At 39.9% G+C, this 22,379-nt stretch carries 15 protein-coding genes and 1 pseudogene; 2 read left to right on the plus strand and 14 right to left on the minus strand.

Annotated elements, in window-relative coordinates; genetic code table 11:
• The first annotated feature begins 1 nt into the window (after position 1).
• Positions 2–3,067: an efflux RND transporter permease subunit gene (locus tag L641_RS0101025; RefSeq protein ID WP_013463245.1), complete on the plus strand. Its 3,066-nt coding sequence runs from the start codon at positions 2–4 to the stop codon at positions 3,065–3,067.
• Positions 3,068–3,124: 57 nt separating this feature from the next.
• Here the strand turns inward: L641_RS0101025 and rluF are convergent, their stop codons facing one another.
• The 10 genes from rluF to L641_RS0101075 form a co-directional block, all read right to left on the minus strand.
• Complete coding sequence (gene rluF / locus L641_RS0101030; RefSeq protein WP_024600878.1) at positions 3,125–4,114, minus strand: 23S rRNA pseudouridine(2604) synthase RluF; 990 nt, start codon at positions 4,112–4,114, stop codon at positions 3,125–3,127.
• 43 nt (positions 4,115–4,157) lie between these two features.
• Complete coding sequence (locus L641_RS0101035) at positions 4,158–5,243, minus strand: DUF418 domain-containing protein (protein ID WP_024600879.1); 1,086 nt, start codon at positions 5,241–5,243, stop codon at positions 4,158–4,160.
• Between the two features lie 27 nt (positions 5,244–5,270).
• On the minus strand, positions 5,271–6,485 hold the full coding sequence (locus tag L641_RS0101040; RefSeq protein WP_024600880.1) for an HDOD domain-containing protein: 1,215 nt from the start codon (positions 6,483–6,485) through the stop codon (positions 5,271–5,273).
• An 83-nt stretch (positions 6,486–6,568) separates the two neighbouring features.
• Positions 6,569–8,101 (minus strand): glycogen/starch synthase, encoded by a 1,533-nt coding sequence (locus tag L641_RS0101045; protein WP_024600881.1) that lies wholly within the window; start codon positions 8,099–8,101, stop codon positions 6,569–6,571.
• Positions 8,102–8,159: 58 nt separating this feature from the next.
• Entirely contained in the window at positions 8,160–9,434 is a 1,275-nt protein-coding gene (gene glgC / locus L641_RS0101050; protein ID WP_013463240.1) for a glucose-1-phosphate adenylyltransferase, read from the minus strand.
• Positions 9,435–9,454: 20 nt separating this feature from the next.
• On the minus strand, positions 9,455–11,980 hold the full coding sequence (locus L641_RS0101055) for a glycogen/starch/alpha-glucan phosphorylase (RefSeq protein ID WP_024600882.1): 2,526 nt from the start codon (positions 11,978–11,980) through the stop codon (positions 9,455–9,457).
• On the minus strand, positions 11,973–14,036 hold the full coding sequence (gene glgX / locus L641_RS0101060; RefSeq protein WP_051385847.1) for a glycogen debranching protein GlgX: 2,064 nt from the start codon (positions 14,034–14,036) through the stop codon (positions 11,973–11,975). Before glgX ends, L641_RS0101055 begins: the two co-directional genes overlap by 8 nt.
• Positions 14,029–16,251 carry a 1,4-alpha-glucan branching protein GlgB gene (gene glgB, locus L641_RS0101065; RefSeq protein ID WP_024600884.1) on the minus strand — a complete coding sequence of 741 codons (2,223 nt, stop codon included), beginning with the start codon at positions 16,249–16,251 and terminating at the stop codon, positions 14,029–14,031. Before glgB ends, glgX begins: the two co-directional genes overlap by 8 nt.
• Positions 16,252–18,240: a 4-alpha-glucanotransferase gene (gene malQ / locus L641_RS0101070; protein ID WP_024600885.1), complete on the minus strand. Its 1,989-nt coding sequence runs from the start codon at positions 18,238–18,240 to the stop codon at positions 16,252–16,254.
• 9 nt (positions 18,241–18,249) lie between these two features.
• On the minus strand, positions 18,250–18,552 hold the full coding sequence (locus L641_RS0101075; protein WP_013463235.1) for an isoamylase early set domain-containing protein: 303 nt from the start codon (positions 18,550–18,552) through the stop codon (positions 18,250–18,252).
• A 384-nt stretch (positions 18,553–18,936) separates the two neighbouring features.
• Here L641_RS0101075 and L641_RS0101085 point away from each other — a divergent pair, with 384 nt between their 5' ends.
• A complete protein-coding gene (locus L641_RS0101085; RefSeq protein WP_024600886.1) occupies positions 18,937–19,860 on the plus strand; it encodes a hypothetical protein in 924 nt (307 codons plus the stop codon).
• Between the two features lies 1 nt (position 19,861).
• On the opposite strand, the pseudogene L641_RS22090 reads toward L641_RS0101085, so the two are convergent.
• From L641_RS22090 to L641_RS0101105, 4 genes and pseudogenes are all read right to left on the minus strand, one after another.
• A pseudogene (locus tag L641_RS22090) lies at positions 19,862–20,468 on the minus strand (GGDEF domain-containing protein); the annotation flags it as partial.
• 231 nt (positions 20,469–20,699) lie between these two features.
• On the minus strand, positions 20,700–21,086 hold the full coding sequence (locus L641_RS22095; RefSeq protein ID WP_249362401.1) for a hypothetical protein: 387 nt from the start codon (positions 21,084–21,086) through the stop codon (positions 20,700–20,702).
• 149 nt (positions 21,087–21,235) lie between these two features.
• A complete protein-coding gene (locus tag L641_RS0101100) occupies positions 21,236–21,610 on the minus strand; it encodes a hypothetical protein (RefSeq protein WP_024600887.1) in 375 nt (124 codons plus the stop codon).
• 256 nt (positions 21,611–21,866) lie between these two features.
• On the minus strand, positions 21,867–22,295 hold the full coding sequence (locus L641_RS0101105) for an Lrp/AsnC family transcriptional regulator (protein ID WP_013463231.1): 429 nt from the start codon (positions 22,293–22,295) through the stop codon (positions 21,867–21,869).
• Positions 22,296–22,379: the final 84 nt, after the last annotated feature.

Here is a 22,379-nt window from a genome sequence, read left to right on the forward strand (position 1 = left end):
TATGGGCTTTGCGCAACTATCTATTGAGAAAAAGGTCATTAGCTGGATGTTTACGCTGTTGCTGTTAATTGGCGGCAGTGTGTCTTATTTTGATTTAGGCCAGCTGGAAGACCCTGAATTCACTTTAAAAAAAGCCATGGTGATCACTTTATACCCGGGCGCCTCTCCACAGCAAGTAGAAGAAGAAGTCACATTTCCGATTGAAAATGCCATTCAACAGCTCCCTTATGTTGATTATGTCACCTCTATTTCATCCAATGGTAAATCACAAATTACCGTAGAAATGAAAAGCACCTATCGTAAACAAGAGCTTAGACAAATATGGGATGAAATGCGTCGTAAAATTAACGACCTTAGCCCGTCGCTGCCAAGTGGTGTTTACCCCAGTAATGTGATTGATGATTTTGCCGATGTTTACGGCGTTATGTTTGCCGTCACGGGCGATGGCTACTCGTATGATGAATTAAAAGACTATGTTGATTATTTAAAACGAGAACTTGTTTTAGTCAAAGGAGTGAGTAAAGTTACAATTGCGGGACAACAGCAGCCACAAGTAATGGTTGAGGTATCGACGCAAAAGCTTGCCCAACTCGGTATTGCGCCTAGTCATATTTATGATTTACTGCAATCACAAAACACCGTATCTAACGCTGGACGTATTCGCGTGGGTGATGAGTCTATTCGCTTGCACCCTACTGGTGAATTTAAAGATGTAAAAGAACTTGAAACCTTACTAATTTCAAAATCAGGTGCCAGCGAACTCATTTATCTAGGCGATGTTGCAAAGGTTTACCGTGAATATGCTGAAGTACCGACCAATGTGATTCATTACAATCAACAACAGGCTCTGCTTATTGGTGTGTCGTTTATGTCTGGGGTCAATGTTGTTGATGTGGGTAAACACATAGATGAGCACTTAGCATCTCTTGAGTATCAACGCCCGCATGGTATTGATATTAGCTCAGTGTATAACCAACCTAAAGAAGTAGAGCAGTCGGTAGATGGCTTTATTGTTAGTTTAATAGAGGCCATTGCAATAGTTATTGTAGTACTACTTATTTTTATGGGCTTTAAAAGTGGGGTTTTAATCGGCGGTATATTATTACTGACCGTATTAGGCACCTTTATATTTATGAAGCTGTTTGCGATTGACTTACAACGTATATCATTAGGTGCGCTAATTATTGCACTAGGTATGCTGGTCGATAACGCCATTGTTGTGACCGAAGGTATTCTCATCAACCTCAAGCGCGGACAAACAAAGCTTAAAGCGGCAGTTAATATTGTCGATCAAACTAAGTGGCCACTACTTGGCGCAACAGTTATTGCCATAACCGCTTTCGCACCGATTGGTTTAAGCTCAGATGCCAGTGGTGAATTTGCTGGTAGCTTATTTTGGGTGCTGTTTATTTCTTTGCTCTTGAGCTGGATCACCGCAATTACGCTCACGCCGTTTTTTGCCCACTTGATGTTTAAAGAAACCGAATTTAAACACGAACATAATCAAGAGCATGAAGACCCTTACCAAGGCATCATATTCAATGGTTATAAAGCGATATTAAATTTAGCTATGCGCTTTAGAAAAACAACCTTAGTCCTTATGGTTGCTCTTTTATGCAGCGCTGTAGTGGGGTTTGGTGCTGTGAAGCAATCATTTTTTCCAGCCTCGAATACCCCGATGTTTTATGTCGATTACTGGCAAGATCAAGGCGCTGATATTCGCGCAACCCTTGAGGGCATTAAGCAGCTAGAAGCTTATTTACAAAAGAATGAACTGGTCACAGAAATCACCAGTACGGTTGGCCAAGGTGCGCCGCGTTTTATGCTGACTTACGCGCCTGAAAAATCCTACCCTGCTTATGGACAGTTAATTATTCGTGTCACCAATCGTGAAGCCGTCGCAAAAGTCATGCAAAAAGTGCGCGATTACGCAAAGCAACATCCACTGTCAGCAAAGTTAAAAGTAAAACCAATGGAGATTGGCCCCTCAACTGATGCCAAAATAGAAGCGCGGTTCTCAGGCCCCGATCCGGTTGTTTTAAGACAGCTTTCATCACAGGCTAAAGAGATTATCGCTAAAGACGACGGTGCCTTTAACATTCGAGATGATTGGCGTGCACGCACTAAAATGATTCGTCCGCAATTTAATGAACAAAAAGCGCGCCGTTTAGGGATCACCAAATTTGATCTTGACCAAGTTCTGTTAACGAGCCTGTCGGGTAAGCAAGTAGGTGTATATCGTGATGGTACGCAATTATTGCCTATTATTGCCCGTTCACCGGCAAGCGAGCGTTTAAATGTAGACAGTGTTCACGATTTACAAATTTATAGCCCTGTTTTACGCGTGTTTGTGCCGGTTACCCAAGTGGTTGATGAATTTATTGTTGAGTGGGAAGACAGCTTAATTATGCGTCGCGATCGTAAACGCACCATTACTGTGATGGCAGATCATGATGTTTTGGGTGATGAAACGCCTGCAAAATTATTTGCTCGGGTTCGCGCTGAGGTTGAAGCAATTGATTTACCCCGTGGCTATGAAATGCAATGGGGCGGCGAGTTCGAATCATCAAGCAAAGCGAAAAAGGCTATTTTTGGCTCGTTACCACTGGGCTATTTAGCAATGTTTGCAGTAACAGTATTACTGTTTAACTCAGTGAAAAAACCTTTGGTTATTTGGGCAACTGTACCGCTGGCTATTATTGGTGTTAGTGCAGGCTTATTAGTGATGAATGCGCCGTTTAGCTTTATGGCGCTACTGGGCTTATTAAGCTTAAGCGGCATGCTAATTAAAAACGGCATTGTACTGGTTGATCAAATAAACTTAGAACTGAGTGAAGGTAAATCGCCATATCAAGCAGTGTTTGACTCAGGCGTAAGCCGTGTGCGCCCTGTAGCCATGGCCGCTATCACGACAATACTTGGCATGATCCCATTACTATTCGATGTATTTTTTCAGTCGATGGCGGTCACCATTATGTTTGGCTTAGGGTTTGCCACCATACTGACGCTAATTGTAGTGCCGGTTTTATACACTGTGGTATTTAGGATTGATTACCCTAAACAGTAGGCTAACAAAAAACGCAGCTAAGGCTGCGTTTTTATTTGCTTTTTTACACAAGCTTAATTACTTTTTTAAGCTTAACGTGCCACTGCTGCGGGTTTTGTTTCCTGTGGCAGTATTTGCTTTGTGAGTATTTGATTTACCCACATAAGTAGTAGAGCGTTTTTGATAAGGCGTATTTCGACTACTTTTTTTAGCTTGCTTTTGTTGCTCGTCATTATTTTCACGACGTAGTTTCCCGCCCTGAAAGTCACGCTTATGAGCAGATTTAGCGCCACTATTTTTAGCTTGTTCAGTGTAATTGCGCTGTTCAGTATCATCATAAAGTGAGTGTTCTTGCGTTTTACCTGAATCAGCAATTGAGTCGTTAATGACCGCCATTTCAGCGTCGCTTAAATGTCGCCACTGCCCTACTTTTAAGCCTTTGAGAGTTACGTTCATAATACGCACACGTTTTAGTGTAACCACTTCGTAACCTAAGTATTCACACATACGGCGAATTTGACGGTTTAAACCTTGGGTTAAAATAATGCTAAATTGCTGCGCACCAGTCTGAGTAACTTTACACTTTTTAGTCACGGTATCTAAAATAGGAATACCGTTCGCCATTTTATTTACAAACTGACGATTAAGTGGTTTGTCTACAGTAACCACATATTCTTTTTCGTGGTTATTGCCAGCTCGTAAGATTTTATTAACGATATCGCCTTCATTGGTTAAAAAAATCAGCCCTTCTGAGGGTCTGTCTAAACGACCAATCGGAAATATACGTTCAGGATAATTAACGGCTTTAACTATATTACTTTGAATTTTACGCTCTGTGGTACAGGTAATGCCCACAGGTTTATTATAAGCAATATACACACGTTTAGGTGGTGCTTTTAATGGTTTACCATCAACCAAAACTACATCTGATTGGGCAACTTTAACACCCATTTCTGGTAATTCGCCATTAACGGTAACACGACCTTGCTCAATATATTTATCGGCTTCGCGGCGAGAGCAAAACCCGGTTTCACTAATAAATTTATTTAAACGCTTCAAGTCTGTCATCAGGCAAATCTTCTTAAATATAAAGGCGCATAGTTTAAACTACTCAAGCTATTTTTTCGCGGTTAATTTTCGCTAATTTACGCCATAGGTATTCAAGCGGGCCTTGCTTAAAATACCGGCAATAAATAGCTGTAAATATAAGCTGTACAATCACTAAGCTAATAGCGACGAGCCAATAATCGAGTCGGTTAAATTTGAGCGTCCACTGCGGAAAAAACACTTTAAACAATAATAACTGCATAATGGTTTGGCTTATGTATAAAGTAAACGCTAAGCGTCCAACTTGTTGGATAAGCCCCCCTATGTGGGCGCTGTTGTCACAAAGTTTAACGATTAAATGAATATAAAGCAGTGCAACACATAAGGCAGCAAGTTCATTAACAGGCTCTTGTAAGGCATAACCAATACCTTGATTGTATGGCACTAACATTAACCTTAAGCTAATAAATAACGCACTTAATAGAATAAGCTTAATAAGCAGCGCCTTACTAAGCCCTTTACTAAACACACCGTATTTGTAAGCCAAAATACCAATTAGCATAAACCCAGCACTAGCCCACAATAATAAAATAGGCACAGCCAACAACATATAGGCGCTCATTGCTATATTTTGGCTAAAGTGAGCACCGATGCTTTGGTAGTAACTAGTGTATATTTCGTAGTACTCGGGGGAATCTCTGTATAATGGCGCCTCATTAAGTCCTAACATAAATATGGCAATAGTCATTAAAGAAATAAAAGTAAAAAGCGCAGCTTTGTTTTTAAGCTCTTCATTCGTGTAATCTAAATAGCGCAATATAAATAAACCTGACACCCCATATAAAAACAAAATGTCGCCCGCCCACAATAAAAAACCATGTATTAAGCCAAACACAATTAGCCAATGTAATCGTTTTTTTAGTGGCTCAGTGCATTGGTATCGCTGATACTGAATATAAAGACCCGCACCAAACAGTAAAGTGAATAAAGTGCGAAACCGCCCTTCAACAAATATAAGGCTTAGTATGTTTAGAAACTGATCACTAGGTGGTGGTGTTGTGAGTGGCGTATAATTAAGCTCGAAAATAGCGAAGGAAAAACAGTTAATAAATACCAGACCAAGTACGGCTATGCCCCTTATAAAGTCCATATTATAATTGCGCAAAGCATGAATTCCCTAAATATTATCTTTATAGCTATCGGCCCATTGTACCGCTTGTTTGTATAATTTTGGTAAAAAAGCACTGTCTAAATTAATCAGTAATACTGCATTCTCAAGCGCCCACCAGCTTCCTGTTTCGTAGGCTTTTACTGTTTCAAGGATATAATATAAGTTATTTTTTTCACCAGTTAACGCTGCTTTTATATCTTCCGGGAATGGAAGTTTATCAACCAGCAAGTCCATTGGCTTGTCTAAAATAGCATCGAGCAGTGAAAAAAGCCCCGTTAAAAATGCTTCACCTTGAACCTGCTTAGCAACTTTAGCGGCTATTAATTCACAAAACCGTGCGCGAATAACGCACATCTGCATGAGCTCTATAGGCTTAGAGCGTGCTGTATGGGCAGTGACAATTAAACTAACAAACTTTTTTAAACGTGCTTGGCCGAGGTAAACTAACGCTTGTTTTAACGACGAAATTTGGCTTTGTAGCGGAAACACACCGCTATTTAATAAACGCAGTAACTTGTAGGCCAATGCCGCATCAAGCTCAAATAAACCGGTGATCACTTTAACATCAGGATCTGGCTTCATTACTTCTGAGTAAATAGCGATCACTAGGCCGTAATTATAGTGAATATCTTTTTGTTCTATCATCACTGGGCGCGCAAAATAATAACCTTGAAAATAATCAAAGCCCATTTTACGGGCCAATTTATATTCTTCATCGGTTTCTATTTTTTCGGCTAGTAGTTTAATATTTTTGTACTTTTTAAGCTTATTAACCACCAGCGGAATTTCAGCAAGTGGAGTAAGGCGAATATCAAATTTAATTAAGTTGACCAGCTTTAAAAAGCGCTCCCACTGCGGCGTATAAACAAAATCATCCAGGGCTAATTTGTAGTTACTGTGAAATAGCTTGCGACATAGCTCGTAGGTATCGTCGGTGGGCTCTATGGTTTCAAGTAATTCAATTACAACATCTTTACAAGGTAAAAAATCACACAAATCAAGTTTTAACGACTCAGGGCCAATATTGATCAATGCTTTTTTACCCGAGGTAATGTGACGAGTACCTAGGTTAAGCTGGTTTTCCATGATAAGCCTCGCCGTTGCTTGACCATCAGATACACCAGGAAAGCAATTTTCAGGACTATCGCGAAATAGCAGTTCATAAGCAACTACATTTTGATTCCGATTTAGTATTGCTTGCCTTGCCACAAATACAGACACATTACCTACTTTATATTATTTCCACCAGACTAAGTAATTAAAGCGTAAATAAGAACGGATGTCACTGAACTTTATAAAATTTTTTAATATAAGTATGTTATATAATCAGTTACCACACTATCCCAACTAAATCGTGCATCAGCAGCTCGCCTTTTTATTGCTTGCCATTGCTTAGGGTTTGTTTGATATAGGCTAAGTGCCTCAGTTAAACTCTGCAAGAGTGCATCAGCTTGTGTACTTAGCGTATCGCCGTTAAAACAAAATCCACTGACATTATGCTCTACGGTATCTTTTAAACCTCCGACACTGTGCACTAAGCAAGGTTGGCCGGCTCGCATTGCGAGCATCTGGCTAATTCCACAGGGCTCAAAAGAACTCGGCATTAAAAATAAATCACCTAATTGATACATTAAATCGCCAACATCTTGCCCATAGCCTTTTAAAAACAAAAAGTTGTTATTACGTGCCATGGCGCAGGTAAAAAGGTGTTCAAGTTTACTATCGCCTGAGCCCAGCACAAGTAAACGCCCCTTAAATTGATTAATGATCTGACACACTGAATCAATAGTCAGGTCTTTGCTTTGTTGCTGGCAAAGTAACAATACTTTTTGCTCAGTGAGCCGCCCTACACTTGTTACAAGTGGCCCTTGCTTATCACACGCCATAAATTGTAAAACACGCTGATGGGCGATGTAGTGGCTGCTGTGTAATTGCGCGCTTTTTGCCATCCAACTAAACAAAGTCGATTCTATTTGCTCTAATAGCTGACTATAGGTTGCTTCATGTTCGTCTTGAATTGCGTAATCACAGCCGTTGAGTATGCCAATTAATTTGCCTTGCTCAGCCGCTTGTTGTAAATCTCGTTCAAGTCCTTCGCCACCAAAGAATCCGTGGGCGTCATTACTTGCTATTTGCACTTCTTGGCTATAACTCGGTGAAACCACATGTACTTTGTCGGCTAAATTAATGGCACTGCGCATAGGGTTAAAGCAATGCGGATAACGAGGGTCACATAATCGTTGCCCGTCGTAACTTAACGAGGGAAACCATGCTTCTAAGCTTGAATCATCCCCTTTAAAAGGACGAATTCCCTGCAAAGCTAAATTGTGCACCGTATATACCAAGCGCAGCTTAGCAAGCTTGCCATAACGAGGATTAAATTTAAGTAACACGGCCACACAGGCACTGTGCCAATCATGCAAATGTAAAGTGTTGGGTTGTGTTAATACGCCCTGTATCAGGGCTTCACAAATAGCGGCATTAAACAGTGCAAACTTGGTTGCATCGGTAGCAAATGGTCTATTATCGTTGTCGTTACAATACACACTCAATGATTGACTAAAAAGAGGATGACTTATAACTATTTGCCTCACCCCTTTTTGATTCTGTGTAATTTCAAACAAAGATAAAACGTGTGTCTCTGACTTAAATGCCACACTCACTTCACCAATAAAACAGCGCTCACCTAGTTCAAAACCATAATCAGGAATAACCACATCTACCGTCAGCCCCTGCGCCACTAACGCCTTTGGTACATCACGAATAACATCAGCAACACCACCAACTTTGGCATTAGGTAACGCATCATTCTCTGCAGCAACCATTAATACATGCATTAATTTACTCTTATAGTTTGCTGCAAGGCTTTCGCCTTGCTCTTTTAATTATTATTTATTAACGATGTGACTTATTGTCTAACTTCATCAGCATATCGCGGGTGACCAATACAATCCCTTTTTTTGATACCCGAAATCCATTGGCTTCATCGGTTTTACGATCAAAACCAATCTCTAATCCAGGTGGGATCTCACAGCTTCTATCTATAATTGCTCGCTTAATTTTACACCCTCGATTTACAATAGCACCGGGTAAAATGACCGACTCCTCAATGGTACAATATGAACGAATATGTACATTAGAAAATAATAATGATTTTCTCACTAAAGAGCCGGAAACAATACACCCACCCGACACCGTTGAGTCAACCGCCATCCCTCGGCGATCATCATCATCAAAAATAAATTTGGCAGGAGGAAGTTGCTCTTGGTAAGTCCAAATTGGCCAAGTAGGATCGTACAAATCCAGTTGAGGCTCTGGCATAACCAGTTCCATATTTGCTTCCCAAAACGAATCTAGAGTTCCCACATCGCGCCAATAGGGTTGTCCTACCTGTGCGGGATCTCTAAACGGGTAGGCAAACACATTATGCTCTTCAATAATAGCCGGAATTATATCATGGCCAAAATCACGCCCTGAGCCCTCTGTTTGCGCATCTTTTTGTAGCTGCTCAAATAAAAACTCAGTATTAAATACATAATTTCCCATTGATGCTAAACAGGTGCCTGGTTTACCAGGCACTGAGCTGGGCTCGGCAGGTTTTTCGTCAAACCGACGTACACGACTTTCTTCATCAACCGTCATCACACCAAAGGTACCCGCAGCTTCTTCAACCGGTACTTCTAAACAGCATACCGTCATGTCGGCGCCATTTTCTACATGCTTTGCCAACAGCCCGCCATAATCCATACGATACACATGGTCGCCAGATAAAATCATTACATATTTAGGTAACTCATGGCGAATAATATCCATATTTTGAAATACCGCATCGGCAGTACCGCAATACCATTCATCACCATGGCGCTGTGACGCAGGTAATATTTCAACTGACTCACCTAATTCCTTTTTAAAATGCCCCCACGCTCGATTTACATGGCGAATCAGTGAGTGTGATTTATATTGCGTTGCAATTCCGACACGTCTTACACCTGAGTTAATGCAATTTGATAGTGGAAAATCAATAATACGATGTTTACCACCAAAATAAACGGCGGGTTTAGCACGCCAGTCGGTTAGCTCATGCAAGCGAGAACCGCGACCTCCGGCAAGAATTAAAGCGTAGGTTTCTCTTGTTAAATTACTTATATAACGATTTGCATAACTGGGCATATTACTCTCTCCGTTTAGTGTCAGCTGTTAGTGTCAGTGTTTGTTTTTACTGTTTGGTGTGTGGTATCTAATGGAGTTAAATGCCATATATCATCACAATATTGACTAATTGTTCTGTCACTAGAAAATGAGCCACTGGCGGCAGTATTTAAAATACTCATTTGAGTCCAGTAGGTTTGATCTGCATAGGCTTTATCAACATCACGTTGCGCAGCTATATAGCTGGCAAAGTCATGGGCGGTTAACCAAGGATCGTTGTTACTTTTAATGCCATTAATCACATCGTCAAATAAGCCAGGTTCAAATAGATTGAAATGGCCACTTTCGAGTAAGTGCATCACACTATTCAAATCAGGGTTATTCGCAATTATTTCACTGGGGTTATAATGTGCTTTTATGTCGTCAATGTGCTCAGCTTGTGCGCCAAATAAGAAGAAGTTCTCAGCCCCAACAGCGTCACGTATTTCGATATTAGCGCCATCTAGGGTGCCTATTGTTAGCGCGCCATTCATCATAAACTTCATGTTGCCGGTACCTGAAGCCTCTTTGCCAGCGGTTGATACTTGCTCCGATAAGTCCGTTGCAGGGCAAATGGTTTCCATGGCGGTGACATTATAATTAGGTAAAAACGCGACTCTTAGAAAAGCAGATACCTGTGGGTCTTTATTGATCACCTCAGCAACATTATTAATGAGTTTAATGATTTTTTTAGCCATCATGTAACCCGGTGCTGCTTTACCACCTAATAAAACGCAACGAGGCACCATGCCTTGTGTGTCGCCACGGCGTATGCGGTCATATAAATGAATAACGTGTAAAATGTTAAGTAACTGGCGCTTATATTCGTGAATACGTTTTACCTGCACATCAAATAGCATATTGATATCAAACTCTACGCCACATCTTTGTTTTACTAAATCAACTAAGCGTTGTTTGTTTTGCTGTTTTGCTTGCTGCCACTTTATATGAAACTGCGGGTCATCGTAGTAACGACGTAATTGGCCAATTTGTGCAAAATCACCTATCCAGTCTTTGCCTATTTTTTCGCTAATGATCTGGCTTAAACTCGGATTGCAGTATGCAAGCCAGCGCCGTGGAGTAACACCATTGGTTTTGTTGTTAAATTTATCAGGCCATAGCGCGTAAAAATCTTTAAACAAACCCGCGGTTAATAACTGCGTATGTAGCGCTGCCACACCATTGACAGAGTAACTGCCGACAATGGCTAAAAAGGCCATACGTATTTGCGGCTCGCCCCCTTCTTCAATTAATGATAAATCCCGTTGTTTTTGCACATCACCTGGCCAATGCATGGCCACCTCGGCTAAAAAGCGGGCATTAATTTCATAAATAATCTCTAAAATACGCGGTAATAATTTAGCAAATAACGATACCGACCACTTCTCTAATGCCTCTGGTAGTAAGGTATGATTTGTGTAAGCCATGGTTTTGGTGGTGATATTCCATGCCTGATCCCAATCCAGTTCATGGTCATCAACTAAAATTCGCATCAGCTCGGCAACCGCAATACTTGGGTGGGTATCGTTAAGCTGAAACACATGATGCTGAGCAAATTCAGTAAAATCATTACCGTATTGTTCAATCCATTGTGTAAGTACATCTTGAATACTTGCAGATGATAAAAAGTATTGTTGACGTAATCTCAGCTCTTTACCATTTTCACTGCTGTCGTTAGGGTACAACACCATGGTTATTTGCTCAGCGAGATTTTTTTGTGCTACTGCTTCAGAATAACTTCCGGCATTAAATTCTGTTAAATTAAATTCGTCCGTTGCTTCAGACTTCCAAAGTCTAAGGGTATTAACAATATTATTTTTATAGCCCGGAATAGGTACATCATAAGGCACTGCTAATACATCTTGAGAACTGATCCATTGGCGATGCTCACGGCCAAATTTATCGGTGTAGCTTTGTACATAACCAGAAAACTTAACCCGTTTAGCTTGCTCCGGTGCGCTTAATTCCCAAGGATGACCTTCTCGTAACCAGTTATCTGGTTGCTCAACCTGATTACCCTCTTTTATTGACTGATTAAACATACCATATTCATAACGAATACCGTAACCGACCACTGGCAGCGCTAAACTGGCACAGCTATCTAAAAAACAAGCCGCTAGTCGCCCTAAACCGCCATTGCCTAAACCGGCATCATGCTCAGCTTGTTCCACACTTTCAAGCTCAGTACAGTAAGCTTGCAGTGCCTTTGTAACTTGTGATTCTAAATCTAGATTTAATACTGCATTACCCAGCGCTCTGCCCATTAAAAACTCTAACGATAAATAGGCTGTTTTACGGCGTTTTTGTTGTTTTATTTGTTGATTGGTTTCCCTGCAGCGTGCCACTAATCGGTCTCTGATCGTCAGTGCTAATGCATGATACAAATACAGCTGTGACTCGCCCACCACATCACGCCCTAAGGTGTAATAAAAGTGCCGTGTTAAATCATCACTTAAAGTACTTTCGTCTATCACTGGGCCTGCTTGCCAGCCTTTTACTACACACACTTGCTCGTCTTGCTTAGTCATAATCATCGCCTTCTAAATTGGCACTAAAAACCCAACTACTTTGTGCTGAAATATTCACGGTTGCATCTTCTTGAATAACAGATGATGCGTTATTTACACTTGATAACACTAACGTCCATGGCGCGATAATGGGCGATTGTGGTAATTGGCAGACCACAGGCTGTTTACTAGCATTAAGAATAATCAATAACGCATGCTTATTTTGCTTATCAAGTAAGCTATACATTAAAAATTGCCGTGTATCTTCATGCCAATGTGTTTCATCCATTTTTTTACCTTGCTCGGTAAACCACTTAACGGTGAAGCGCTCATCAATATCATCCAAAAACACACTGTGTTTAAATGCACTGTGGCCACGCCTGATTTTTAGCGCATCATCAATAAACTGAATCAATGTATGATTCAGTTGTGAGTCTTTCCAGGCAAGCCAGCTGGTGCGATTATTTTGACAATAAGCGTTATTATTACCGCCTTGCGAGTGCGCCATCTCACTGCCAGCGGCTATCATTGGCACGCCTTTGGAGAGTAATAAGGTGAGTAGAAAGTTTTTTTGTTGTTGTAAGCGCAAACTCATTACTTCTGGGTCGCTGGTAAATCCCTCAACCCCGCAGTTAAACGAATAATTAGCGCTATGGCCATCTTGGTTGTTTTCACCATTGGCCTGGTTATGTTTTTGCTCATAACTGACTAAGTCGGCTAACGTAAACCCATCATGGCTGGTAATAAAGTTAATGCTATTTAGCGGGCCTCGGTTACTGTGTTCAAAAATATCAAACGAGCCATGTAAACGCTTTGCCACATCACTAATAATGCCTTTTTCACTTTGCCAAAAGCGTTTAATCACATCACGATATTGATCGTTCCACTCTCGCCAAGGTGAAGGAAATGCACCAAGCTGATAACCACCAGGGCCTATATCCCACGGCTCACTGATCAGTTTCACTTTATTTAACACAGGATCTTGGGCAATTGCTTGTAAAAAGGTGTGAGACGCACTAAAGCCCGTATTTGAACGCGCTAAAATGGTGGCTAAATCAAATCGAAAGCCATCAACGCCCATAACTTCAACCCAGTAACGTAAGCTGTCGAGTACCAATTGTAAGGTTTTAGGGTGATCGATATTTAACGTATTGCCACACCCTGTATCATTAATATAAACATTGGGTTGCCCCTCAATGGTGCGATAATATGTCAGGTTGTCGAGCCCTCGCAGAGATAAAATAGGGCCATCATTTCCTCCCTCTGCGGTGTGGTTGTATACCACATCCAAAATAACTTCAATATTGGCGCGATGTAACTCACTAACCATTTGTTTAAATTCGTTTATATCGTCATTAACCAAATAGTCTTTATGAGGAGTAAAAAAATTAAGACTATTATAGCCCCAATAATTTTGCAGTCCTTTAGCGGTTAAAAACTGTTCGCTTATAAAAGCATGCACAGGCAAAAGCTCAATAGCCGTTACCCCTAAACTTTTTAAATGATCAATAAAACTGGGATGACTCAAACCTAAAAATGTCCCTTGTAGCGCTTTAGGGATATCAGGATGGCGACAGGTGGCACCTTTAACATGGCACTCATAAATAACGGTATTGGCCCAACTATGCTGTGGCTTATTATTTGAATAAGCAACCGGCGCAGTCACTTTTGATTTAGGCATATCTATCGCATTATTAACCACGCTTTTAGTGCCAATGGGCATTTGCCCGTAATGACGTTCGCTCCAAGTAAATTCGTTAAACAAGTCTTTTGCATACGGATCAATCAGTAATTTATGCTCATTAAATAACATGCCTTTTTCTGGGCTGTATTCGCCATCAACCCTAAAGCCATACAATGCGCCTGTGCTTAATGGGGCTATGTGAATGCTCCATACGCCGCCTTCATTAATATTCATGGCTATTTTTAATATTTCTGTATGACCACTTTTATCAAATAAGCACACAAAAGCTTGGCTTGCATTAGGGGCATACAAGGCAAAATTAACGCCTTGGTTTTGTACACTCGAACCCAGTGGCAAAGGCACACCCTGAGTAACCTCAAAGCAATTACTCATCATTCACCTTTTCTAAGTAAAGTGTGGTTAAGCCGCCAATATTAACTGTAATACTGTGATCAAACCCATGACTTGGCTGAACGACTGAATGGATAAGCTGGTTTTTATCCTCTGTGACAAGATAACCTGAGCCAAAAAAGCAGACCTCATCGGTATTTAATACCACTTTATATGTGCCCTTCGCTGGCACACCTAAGGTGTAGTGTTGATAAGCCGTTGGTGTAAAGTTAGCGACAATAACCATAAAGTGGTCAGCATTTTTAGCATAACGAATAAAGCTAAACATACTCTGCTGGCTGTTATTATTATCTATCCATGAAAAGCCCGTTGCACAGCTATCGAGCTCATATAAAGATGGATGCGCTTGATACACTTGATTAAGGCGTTTAACCGTATGCTGAATCCCTTGATGGCTTTGATGCTCAAGCAAGTGCCAGTCTAGTGAATGGTCATGATCCCACTCTTTACGCTGTGCTATTTCGGCGCCCATAAACAGTAATTTTTTACCTGGGTGTGCCCACATAAACGCATAATAAGCACGTAAGTTTGCAAACTGCTGCCAATCGTCACTGGGCATTTTGTTTAGTAGTGATCCCTTGCCATGCACCACTTCATCATGACTGAGCGGTAAAATGTAATTTTCACTAAATGCATACACCATAGAAAATGTCATTTTATGATGGTGATATTTTCTAAATAACGGATCTTGCTGCATATAATCTAAGCTGTCATTCATCCAGCCCATATTCCATTTATAGCCAAAACCTAAGCCATTGTGTTCAACACTTTGCGTGACCCCAGGCCAAGCCGTTGACTCCTCAGCCACCATCATAATGCCGGGGTTATTTTTATAACTGCGTAAGTTCACTTGTTTTAGGCACTCTATCGCCCCTAAGTTTTCTCGACCGCCATAACAATTAGCTACCCACTGTCCTTCTTTACGACTGTAATCAAGGTAAAGCATTGACGCCACCGCATCCACACGCAGTCCGTCTATGCCAAATTGGCTAAGCCAATACATCGCATTAGAAATTAAAAAGCTTTTTACTTCAGGGCGGTCATAATTATAAATATAGGTGTTCCAATCAGGATGAAACCCTTGGCGCATATCAGCGTGTTCGTATAAATGGGTGCCATCAAAGCAATGTAAGCCATGTGGGTCGCTTGGAAAGTGCCCAGGAACCCAATCAAGTAATATGCCTATGTTAGCTTTATGACATTGTTCAATTAAGTATTTAAAGCTGTTGTAATCACCAAAGCGGCTCGTAGGGGCAAACAGCCCTACTGGCTGATAACCCCAAGAGCCATCAAACGGGTATTCACTGATCGGCATAAGTTGTAAATGCGTGAACCCCATTTCAATCACGTAACCTACAAGCTTATCTGCAAGCTCGGTGTAGCTTAAGTAACGGTTATGCTCAGCGCGTTGCCAGGAGCCTAAGTGCACTTCATAAATACTGATAGCCGCATCAATATGATTACGCTTTTGGCGATTTATAATCGCTTGTTCACTTAGTAAAATAGGCGCTGGTTTGTACTGTAATATACTGGCAGTGCCCGGTGCTTGCTGCATTTTAAATGCAAAAGGATCGGCTTTATCTAAAACCTCGCCACTGAGCGTAGTAATAGCAAATTTATAGCACATGTCTGCACTTAAACCCGGGATAAATAATTCCCATACCCCACTTGCCGGATGAAATCGCATAAAATGGCGATTCGCTTGCCAAAAATTAAACTCACCAATAACCGATACACTGGCGGCATTAGGCGCCCACACACAAAAACGAACACCATCTACCCCTTGTTGTGTAGTAAATTGCGCACCTAGGTGAGTATAAGCATGCTCAAGGCTACCTTCGTTAAACAAATACATAGCCTGTTCATCCAATGTACTGCTGAAGCTGTATTCATCGTAAAATATAACATCGCTATTTTCATAACTAACTTGGCATTGGTAAATACTGCTAGGCATGCTTGATAACTCAGCGATAAATAAATCACTGTGTTTATAGCGTAACGCGCTAATAACTTGACCATCAATTAACAGTTCGACGCGTAATGCCGCTGGCAAATACACGCGTATTTCAGTGCCACTTTGGGTGTTGTGCGCGCCTAAAAAACTAAACGGGTCTTTAAATCGCCCTGCAGTTAATGCGTTTACCTGTGCGTCATAATCAACTAATTGCGTTGATACCCTATTTTTAGTACTGCCCATTTACGCATTCCTTATTGAATGTATTGCAGCCAAAAGAGCAGCATTATCTTTAAAAATATCGTCGCACGTATGTGTGAGTACCCGTCGCCAATTAGGATACTCTTTATCGGTGCCAGGAATATTGACTGGGTAGTGTTGCTTGTCTAAATCATCAAGCTGTAATGCAAATAAACGAGACGGCGATTTAGCTAAACATACAGCCAAAGCGCTATAAACGTCAAAAGCATCCGTGTTAAGTGAAAAGGAAGTGTTTTGTGGATTTAAAAAGCGTAATAACCGGTGTTGCTCTTGCTCTCGCTGCTGAACTAACTGCTGATACTCATCAGTATCAATCAGCCCATACTGCTGTTTAATTTTTAAATCGCTATGCTGCCACCAGCCCACAAATGGCGGTACATCATGATTGGCTATCATTAGCAGGCATTGCTCGCTAAGATCATCGCTATTTACAAATTCATCATTTTGTTGTTTTTCAAAATAAAATAAGCTGTTTGAGAAAATGCCACTATCAACCAGTGCCTCTTTTACCTCCGGTGGTACAACCCCTAAATCTTCGCCTATTACTATGGCCTGATTAAGATGAGATTCAATTTTTAAAATTGCTAATAAATGCTCAAATGGGTAGTACACATAACAGCCATCTTGGGTATCATTGTTTATGAAACACCACCACAAACGCCTAATCGCCATTACATGGTCGATTCGTAACCCGCCTACAGCATCCATATTGGCGCGTATAAGTGAGCGATAAAACTGATAGTTATTGTCAGCAAGGCGCTGCGGGTTTATTGCTGGCAGCCCCCAATTTTGGCCGTTAGGTGCCCAAGGATCTGGTGGTGCACCAAGGGTTGCATCTTGACTAAATAATCCCTGCTGATATTTAAATTCAGTGCCCTCATTAGCACAGCCCACCGCTAAATCATTGATTAAACCAATCGCCATCCCTTGGTCAATACAATGCTGTTGGCATTGCGTAAGTTGGCTGTGTGCTTGCCATTGGAGGTAATATTCAAATGTGGGTTCTGTGGTTTCTAACAGAGCCAGTACATCACTGTACTGTTTACAAAACGCACTAAATTCGTTTTGCCGTGCTTGACTGCCCTGTTGTTGAAAATGCTTAAAAAGCAGCTTAAAAGCAGCATATTTACACTTAGTAACCGTTTTATAATCAATAAAGGCTACACCTTGGTCGCTGTATTTACTTGAGGTATTAGCAGATAACAACTTAGTTAAATCCGGATTGTTAAAGCTGTCTGGCGATAAATTAATTGCGATATATAGCGGATTGAGTAAGGCACGATTGTTTGGGTTGTAGGGGCTGGCGCACTCAGGGTTATCTACAAACAATAAGTGCAATGGGTTAAGTAAAATATAGTCCATATTTTGCTTTGCACATAAGGTTGCCAACTCAAGTAAATCACTAAAATCGCCAATCCCGAGTCCGGCTTTATTTTTTAATGTATATAACTGAATTGATAAGCCAAAGCGTTTTTTATCCGCTATTTGGTAGGCTTGTTCAGGGGTCGACCAAATTTGTGTTTTAGCTGATTGCTCACCCATCGTTAATAACGCATCATAATAGCCGGTTGGTAAATGCGTCAGTGGTAGCGCTATTTCTATATAACGACACCCATTTACAAAGTACTCACCTAATGCTGCATACTGAGCAATGTGTTCAAATTGCAGCTTTATATTTAATTCTGCCACAGTTAATGTAATTTTGTGATGCGTATCAGCTTCATTAACACGCACCTTTAGCACATTACTAGCCTGATCTATTATGCTAACAGCAGGTGCGAGTGTTAACCATGTAGCCGCATCCAATTGATAATTTAACTGGGTTATTTGCGCCGTATCACGTGTGTCAACGCCACAGCAGTGCAAAGCAGATTTACGGGTGTCTTCGCTAAATATAACGTGTTCACCCGTATACTTAGTGTATTCGTAACCAATACCATGCAAATAAAACAATTGCGATAGTGCGTCCATTCAGCGACCTTAATTAATGCGTTGTGTATTTACTATACTATTTTCTGTACCAAAATTATTAGCAATATACCCATCAGCCTGATGATCGTTATCCCACTGTTTACCATTTATTAAATAGCGAAAATGAAACTCTTTATCAACGGGAAGACGTTGCTTGCATTTAAATACGCCAAGCTTTTTGTTGTGCTTCATTGGCACCGGCTGCCAATCATTAAATTCTCCAAGTAAACAGACATCATCTGCATCTGGGTGAGAAAATTCAAAGGTTACTTCTGCTTCATTTTTTGTTTTAAAAAAGCGTTTATTCAACATAATAGGCTCCAACTAAACCATAAGGGTTATTCATCTTTGCCACAGGCCAAACAGCTTAAAAAGGCGATGTGGAATCCATTCATTCACATAAAAACAGCTTTAAAGTTAATCAAAACTTTATTTACGCATTATTACAGTGCGTTATTTATTTTACCGCACTGGTTTGGTGCAATTTTAACCATTAAAACTGATTTTTAAGTAAGCACTGCAACTGAGCAACTTTTAAACCAACTACACCATAACAGCTAATTAATTTGCTTTTGTCCTTATACACATACTTATTAATTTTTATTACTACATTAAAACTATAAAAACCTTTAGCTTAACAACATCATCAGCGATAATAACTATCTACTCAGCCAACCCGATGAACACTTAAATACAATGTTGAAAAAAAGCATCCTTATTACTTCTGTTATCGTCTTTAGCATCATTACGGCTGTTGTAGGCAGTTCAATTTATACACTATATAGTAAAAAGGTGGTCTCTGTAGACCCAAAACTAAAAGAAATTTCAGGCATTGAGTTTGATAAACATAAACGGCTTTGGGCTATTAACGACAGCGGTGATGAGCCAAAGCTTTATCGTCTAAATAAAGACGGCTCTATTGCTAAAGAAATTTTAGTCAGCAACGCAAAAAACATTGATTGGGAGGACATGACGCAAAATAAGTTTGGTCATTTCTTTTTAGGCGACTTTGGTAATAATAAAAATGATCGTAAATGGCTAACAATTTATAAAATAGAAAACCCTATAGATATAAAAACCAATACAACAGAAGCTGAAATTATAAAGTTTACCTACCCAGAATTAGATGGCAGCCCAATACAACCTGATCAACGTAATTATGACTTAGAAGCGTTTGTGGCTTTTGGTCGACATTTATACTTGTTTACTAAAAATCGCACAGAGCCATTCGATGGAATTACTAACGTTTACAAAGTAGGTGACCATGCAGCGAATTTTGATGCCCAGCTGATAGATTCATTTAAAACGTGCACCACCATGGAAAAGCTTTGCTGGATCACATCCGCAGCACTTAGCCCAGATAGAAAAAAGCTCGCGCTATTAGATTCAACCAGTATTTGGCTGTTTGAAAACTTTAAAGGCGATAAGTTTTTCTCTGGCGATGTATTTAAAATTGACTTAGGTATTGTAACCCAAAAAGAGGCAATCACCTTTTATGATGACAATACAATCGCCTTTACCGATGAGGAGTTTAAAGGCATTGGCGGCAATGTTTATTTTATAAAGCTCGACCAAGTAACCAAAGTGAAAGTGCAGCGAAGCCATCCTCAGCCGCAGTAGTTTAAAATAAATCTATTTCTGAGGAATTAACTTGTACACTGATTAAGTTCTCGGCAAGTAAATCTTCATAGATACAAAATTTATCTCGGCCATTATTTTTTGCATAATAAAGCGCTTTATCTGCGCTTTCTAGCACTGCAATTGGAAAATCATAAGGACTAATACGCGCTAAACCAGCACTGATCGTCATATTTTCAACAAAAGGAAACGATGTATCTCTAATGAGCTGTATAAATTCAGCCATTTTATTACTGATTGAGTCAGCATCTGTGGGCTCAAAAACAATCACGAATTCTTCCCCACCAAAACGAAAAATTAAATCTGTTGAGCGAAAAAAGTGACGCATTTTTTGCGCTAATACGAGTAACACTTCATCTCCACAGATATGACCGTATTGATCATTTATATTTTTAAAATGATCAATATCTAAAATAGCCAGCCAAGATGTTGATGCCTGCTTTTGTTGCCTTTTATCTTTATCTCGGGATGAGCCGTGCATTTTTAATACTTGTTTTTCAATTAGCTGTTTTATTTTTTTCTCAAAGGTCTGTCTATTTAACAGACCCGTTAATTTGTCTCTTTCGTTTTTCATGGAGTATCACTAAATAACCTGAACTCCGGATAATAAATCCATCTCAAGCAGCTATTTTCAGCGCTAACTGCGTTGAATTTACTTGCAATAGGCTAGCTATTGACGCGTAATTTCGCCTTGTTTTCACTAAAAATCTCTAGCTTGAGAAAATAAAAATAAATATCATTTTGATTCAATATGTTAGTAAATCTCTTAACCAGAGTTCAGGTTAAATAGTTTTCAAATATGCGGCAAAAAGCATTTAGCATCACTTGAGCCGAACTATCAAACTTTTTGAAACCACAAAAATGGCAGCAACTGTTTTTTCTTGGCGGGTAATGGGGAGCCAACGGCGTTCAATTCCATCGGCAGACTGAACAGTAATAATACAGGCAGAACGTAAACACGATAGAAGTTCATCCTCAGGCTGTGCAACAATTTGTCGTTGTACCCACTCGAATTGCTTTTCACCCGTCACTTTTAAGCAAAGACTTTGCTCAATAGTCAGTTGGCCTTGAACTTCTATATCTTTATAAACTGAGACTTCTTTACAGCCTATAAATTCTTGGATGGTCGATATCAAACTATATTCAAGAGAATCTACATCTCTATTTTTTGTTATTTTGATGACTGAATTCAGTAAATTTTCTTGCATTGTACTCCCTAAAGCAAACTGGGCGTTTGAGCATTAATAAAATTTAGCATAGACCACGCAGTGGAATATGCTAAATAAAAATTAAAGCATCAATGCTCATCCAGTTTAGGAGCCGCATTTTTAATAAATTAAGAACTGTAAGCGCTATTTTAGCTATTGGTCATGCAATTAATAAACTTCTCAGAGAGCTGTGTTATTGCCACTTTATCAGTGTACATAGGCTCGTTATTTTTTATTATAAACTCAGCACATTGTGCTTGAGATTGTTTGAATTTTTGCTTACATGAGTTTACCGATTCGCCAATTACTTCTTGGTAGATGCTTTCATCACACAAGCTATCGGCAAATTGACTCGCCCCGGTAATAATTTCATTAATGCTGACAGGAGAGGATTCTAATTTGAAGAATATATCGCTGTAAGTTTCAACCGTTATGCTCTGTGCAGGGTCAAATAAAGTCGCTTTTGCACTTAAATATGAGCCAGCTATTAATAATGCCACAGCAGCCATTGTTGTGTATTTCATAACATTTCCTTGTAAAGTCTTAGCCCAGTGGTGCCAAAAACGTCCTATTTCACTCACACCTTATTAGCCAATGCTAATAAGATTAATAACTGTATTGATGAGATTTTTTAAGTACTGGAGGATTGCAACAAATGTAGGGCAATAAGCCTATTGATTTGGTTAAAAACATTCCTTGTTCCTAATATCAAGTAGACTACAATCAAGTTAGCTTAAATGCAAATAATTAATGCTCACTGAATGTACTAAATAAATCGAATTAACGCTTAAATTTAGTCTCTAAAATAACCGATGAACGGGTACGCTCTACCCCATCTAAGTTACCAATATCATCAAGTAAGTGGCTTAACTGCTCAAGGTTCTGTGCTTCTACAATAGCAATTAAATCAAACTCTCCACTGATTGCATACAACTGAGAAATCGCATCAATTTGCTTTAATTCAATATTAGTTTTTGTTGTTAGCTTCTGTTTTACTTTTATTGAAACATGCGCAGAGACCAAGCTATTTAAAAAGTCATCTCCAAAGTCAACGCTATAACCCTTAATGATCCCACTTTGCTCTAATTTTAGCATTCGGCTTTGCACCGTTGAACGAGATAAACTCAAATGCCTTGCTAAGTCAGAAATGCTAGCGCGGGCGTTCGTTTTTAATACTGAGAGTAGTTTTTCATCTTGGGGAGTTATCATAATGCTAATTAAATTCGTTAATTTGACTATTATTCTAATCATTTTTCACAAAATAGCACTGCAAATTTCATTCATAACCTTTGA

Origin of the sequence: Pseudoalteromonas sp. TB41, assembly GCF_000497975.1 — a bacterium.
Lineage (GTDB): Bacteria > Pseudomonadota > Gammaproteobacteria > Enterobacterales > Alteromonadaceae > Pseudoalteromonas > Pseudoalteromonas tetraodonis.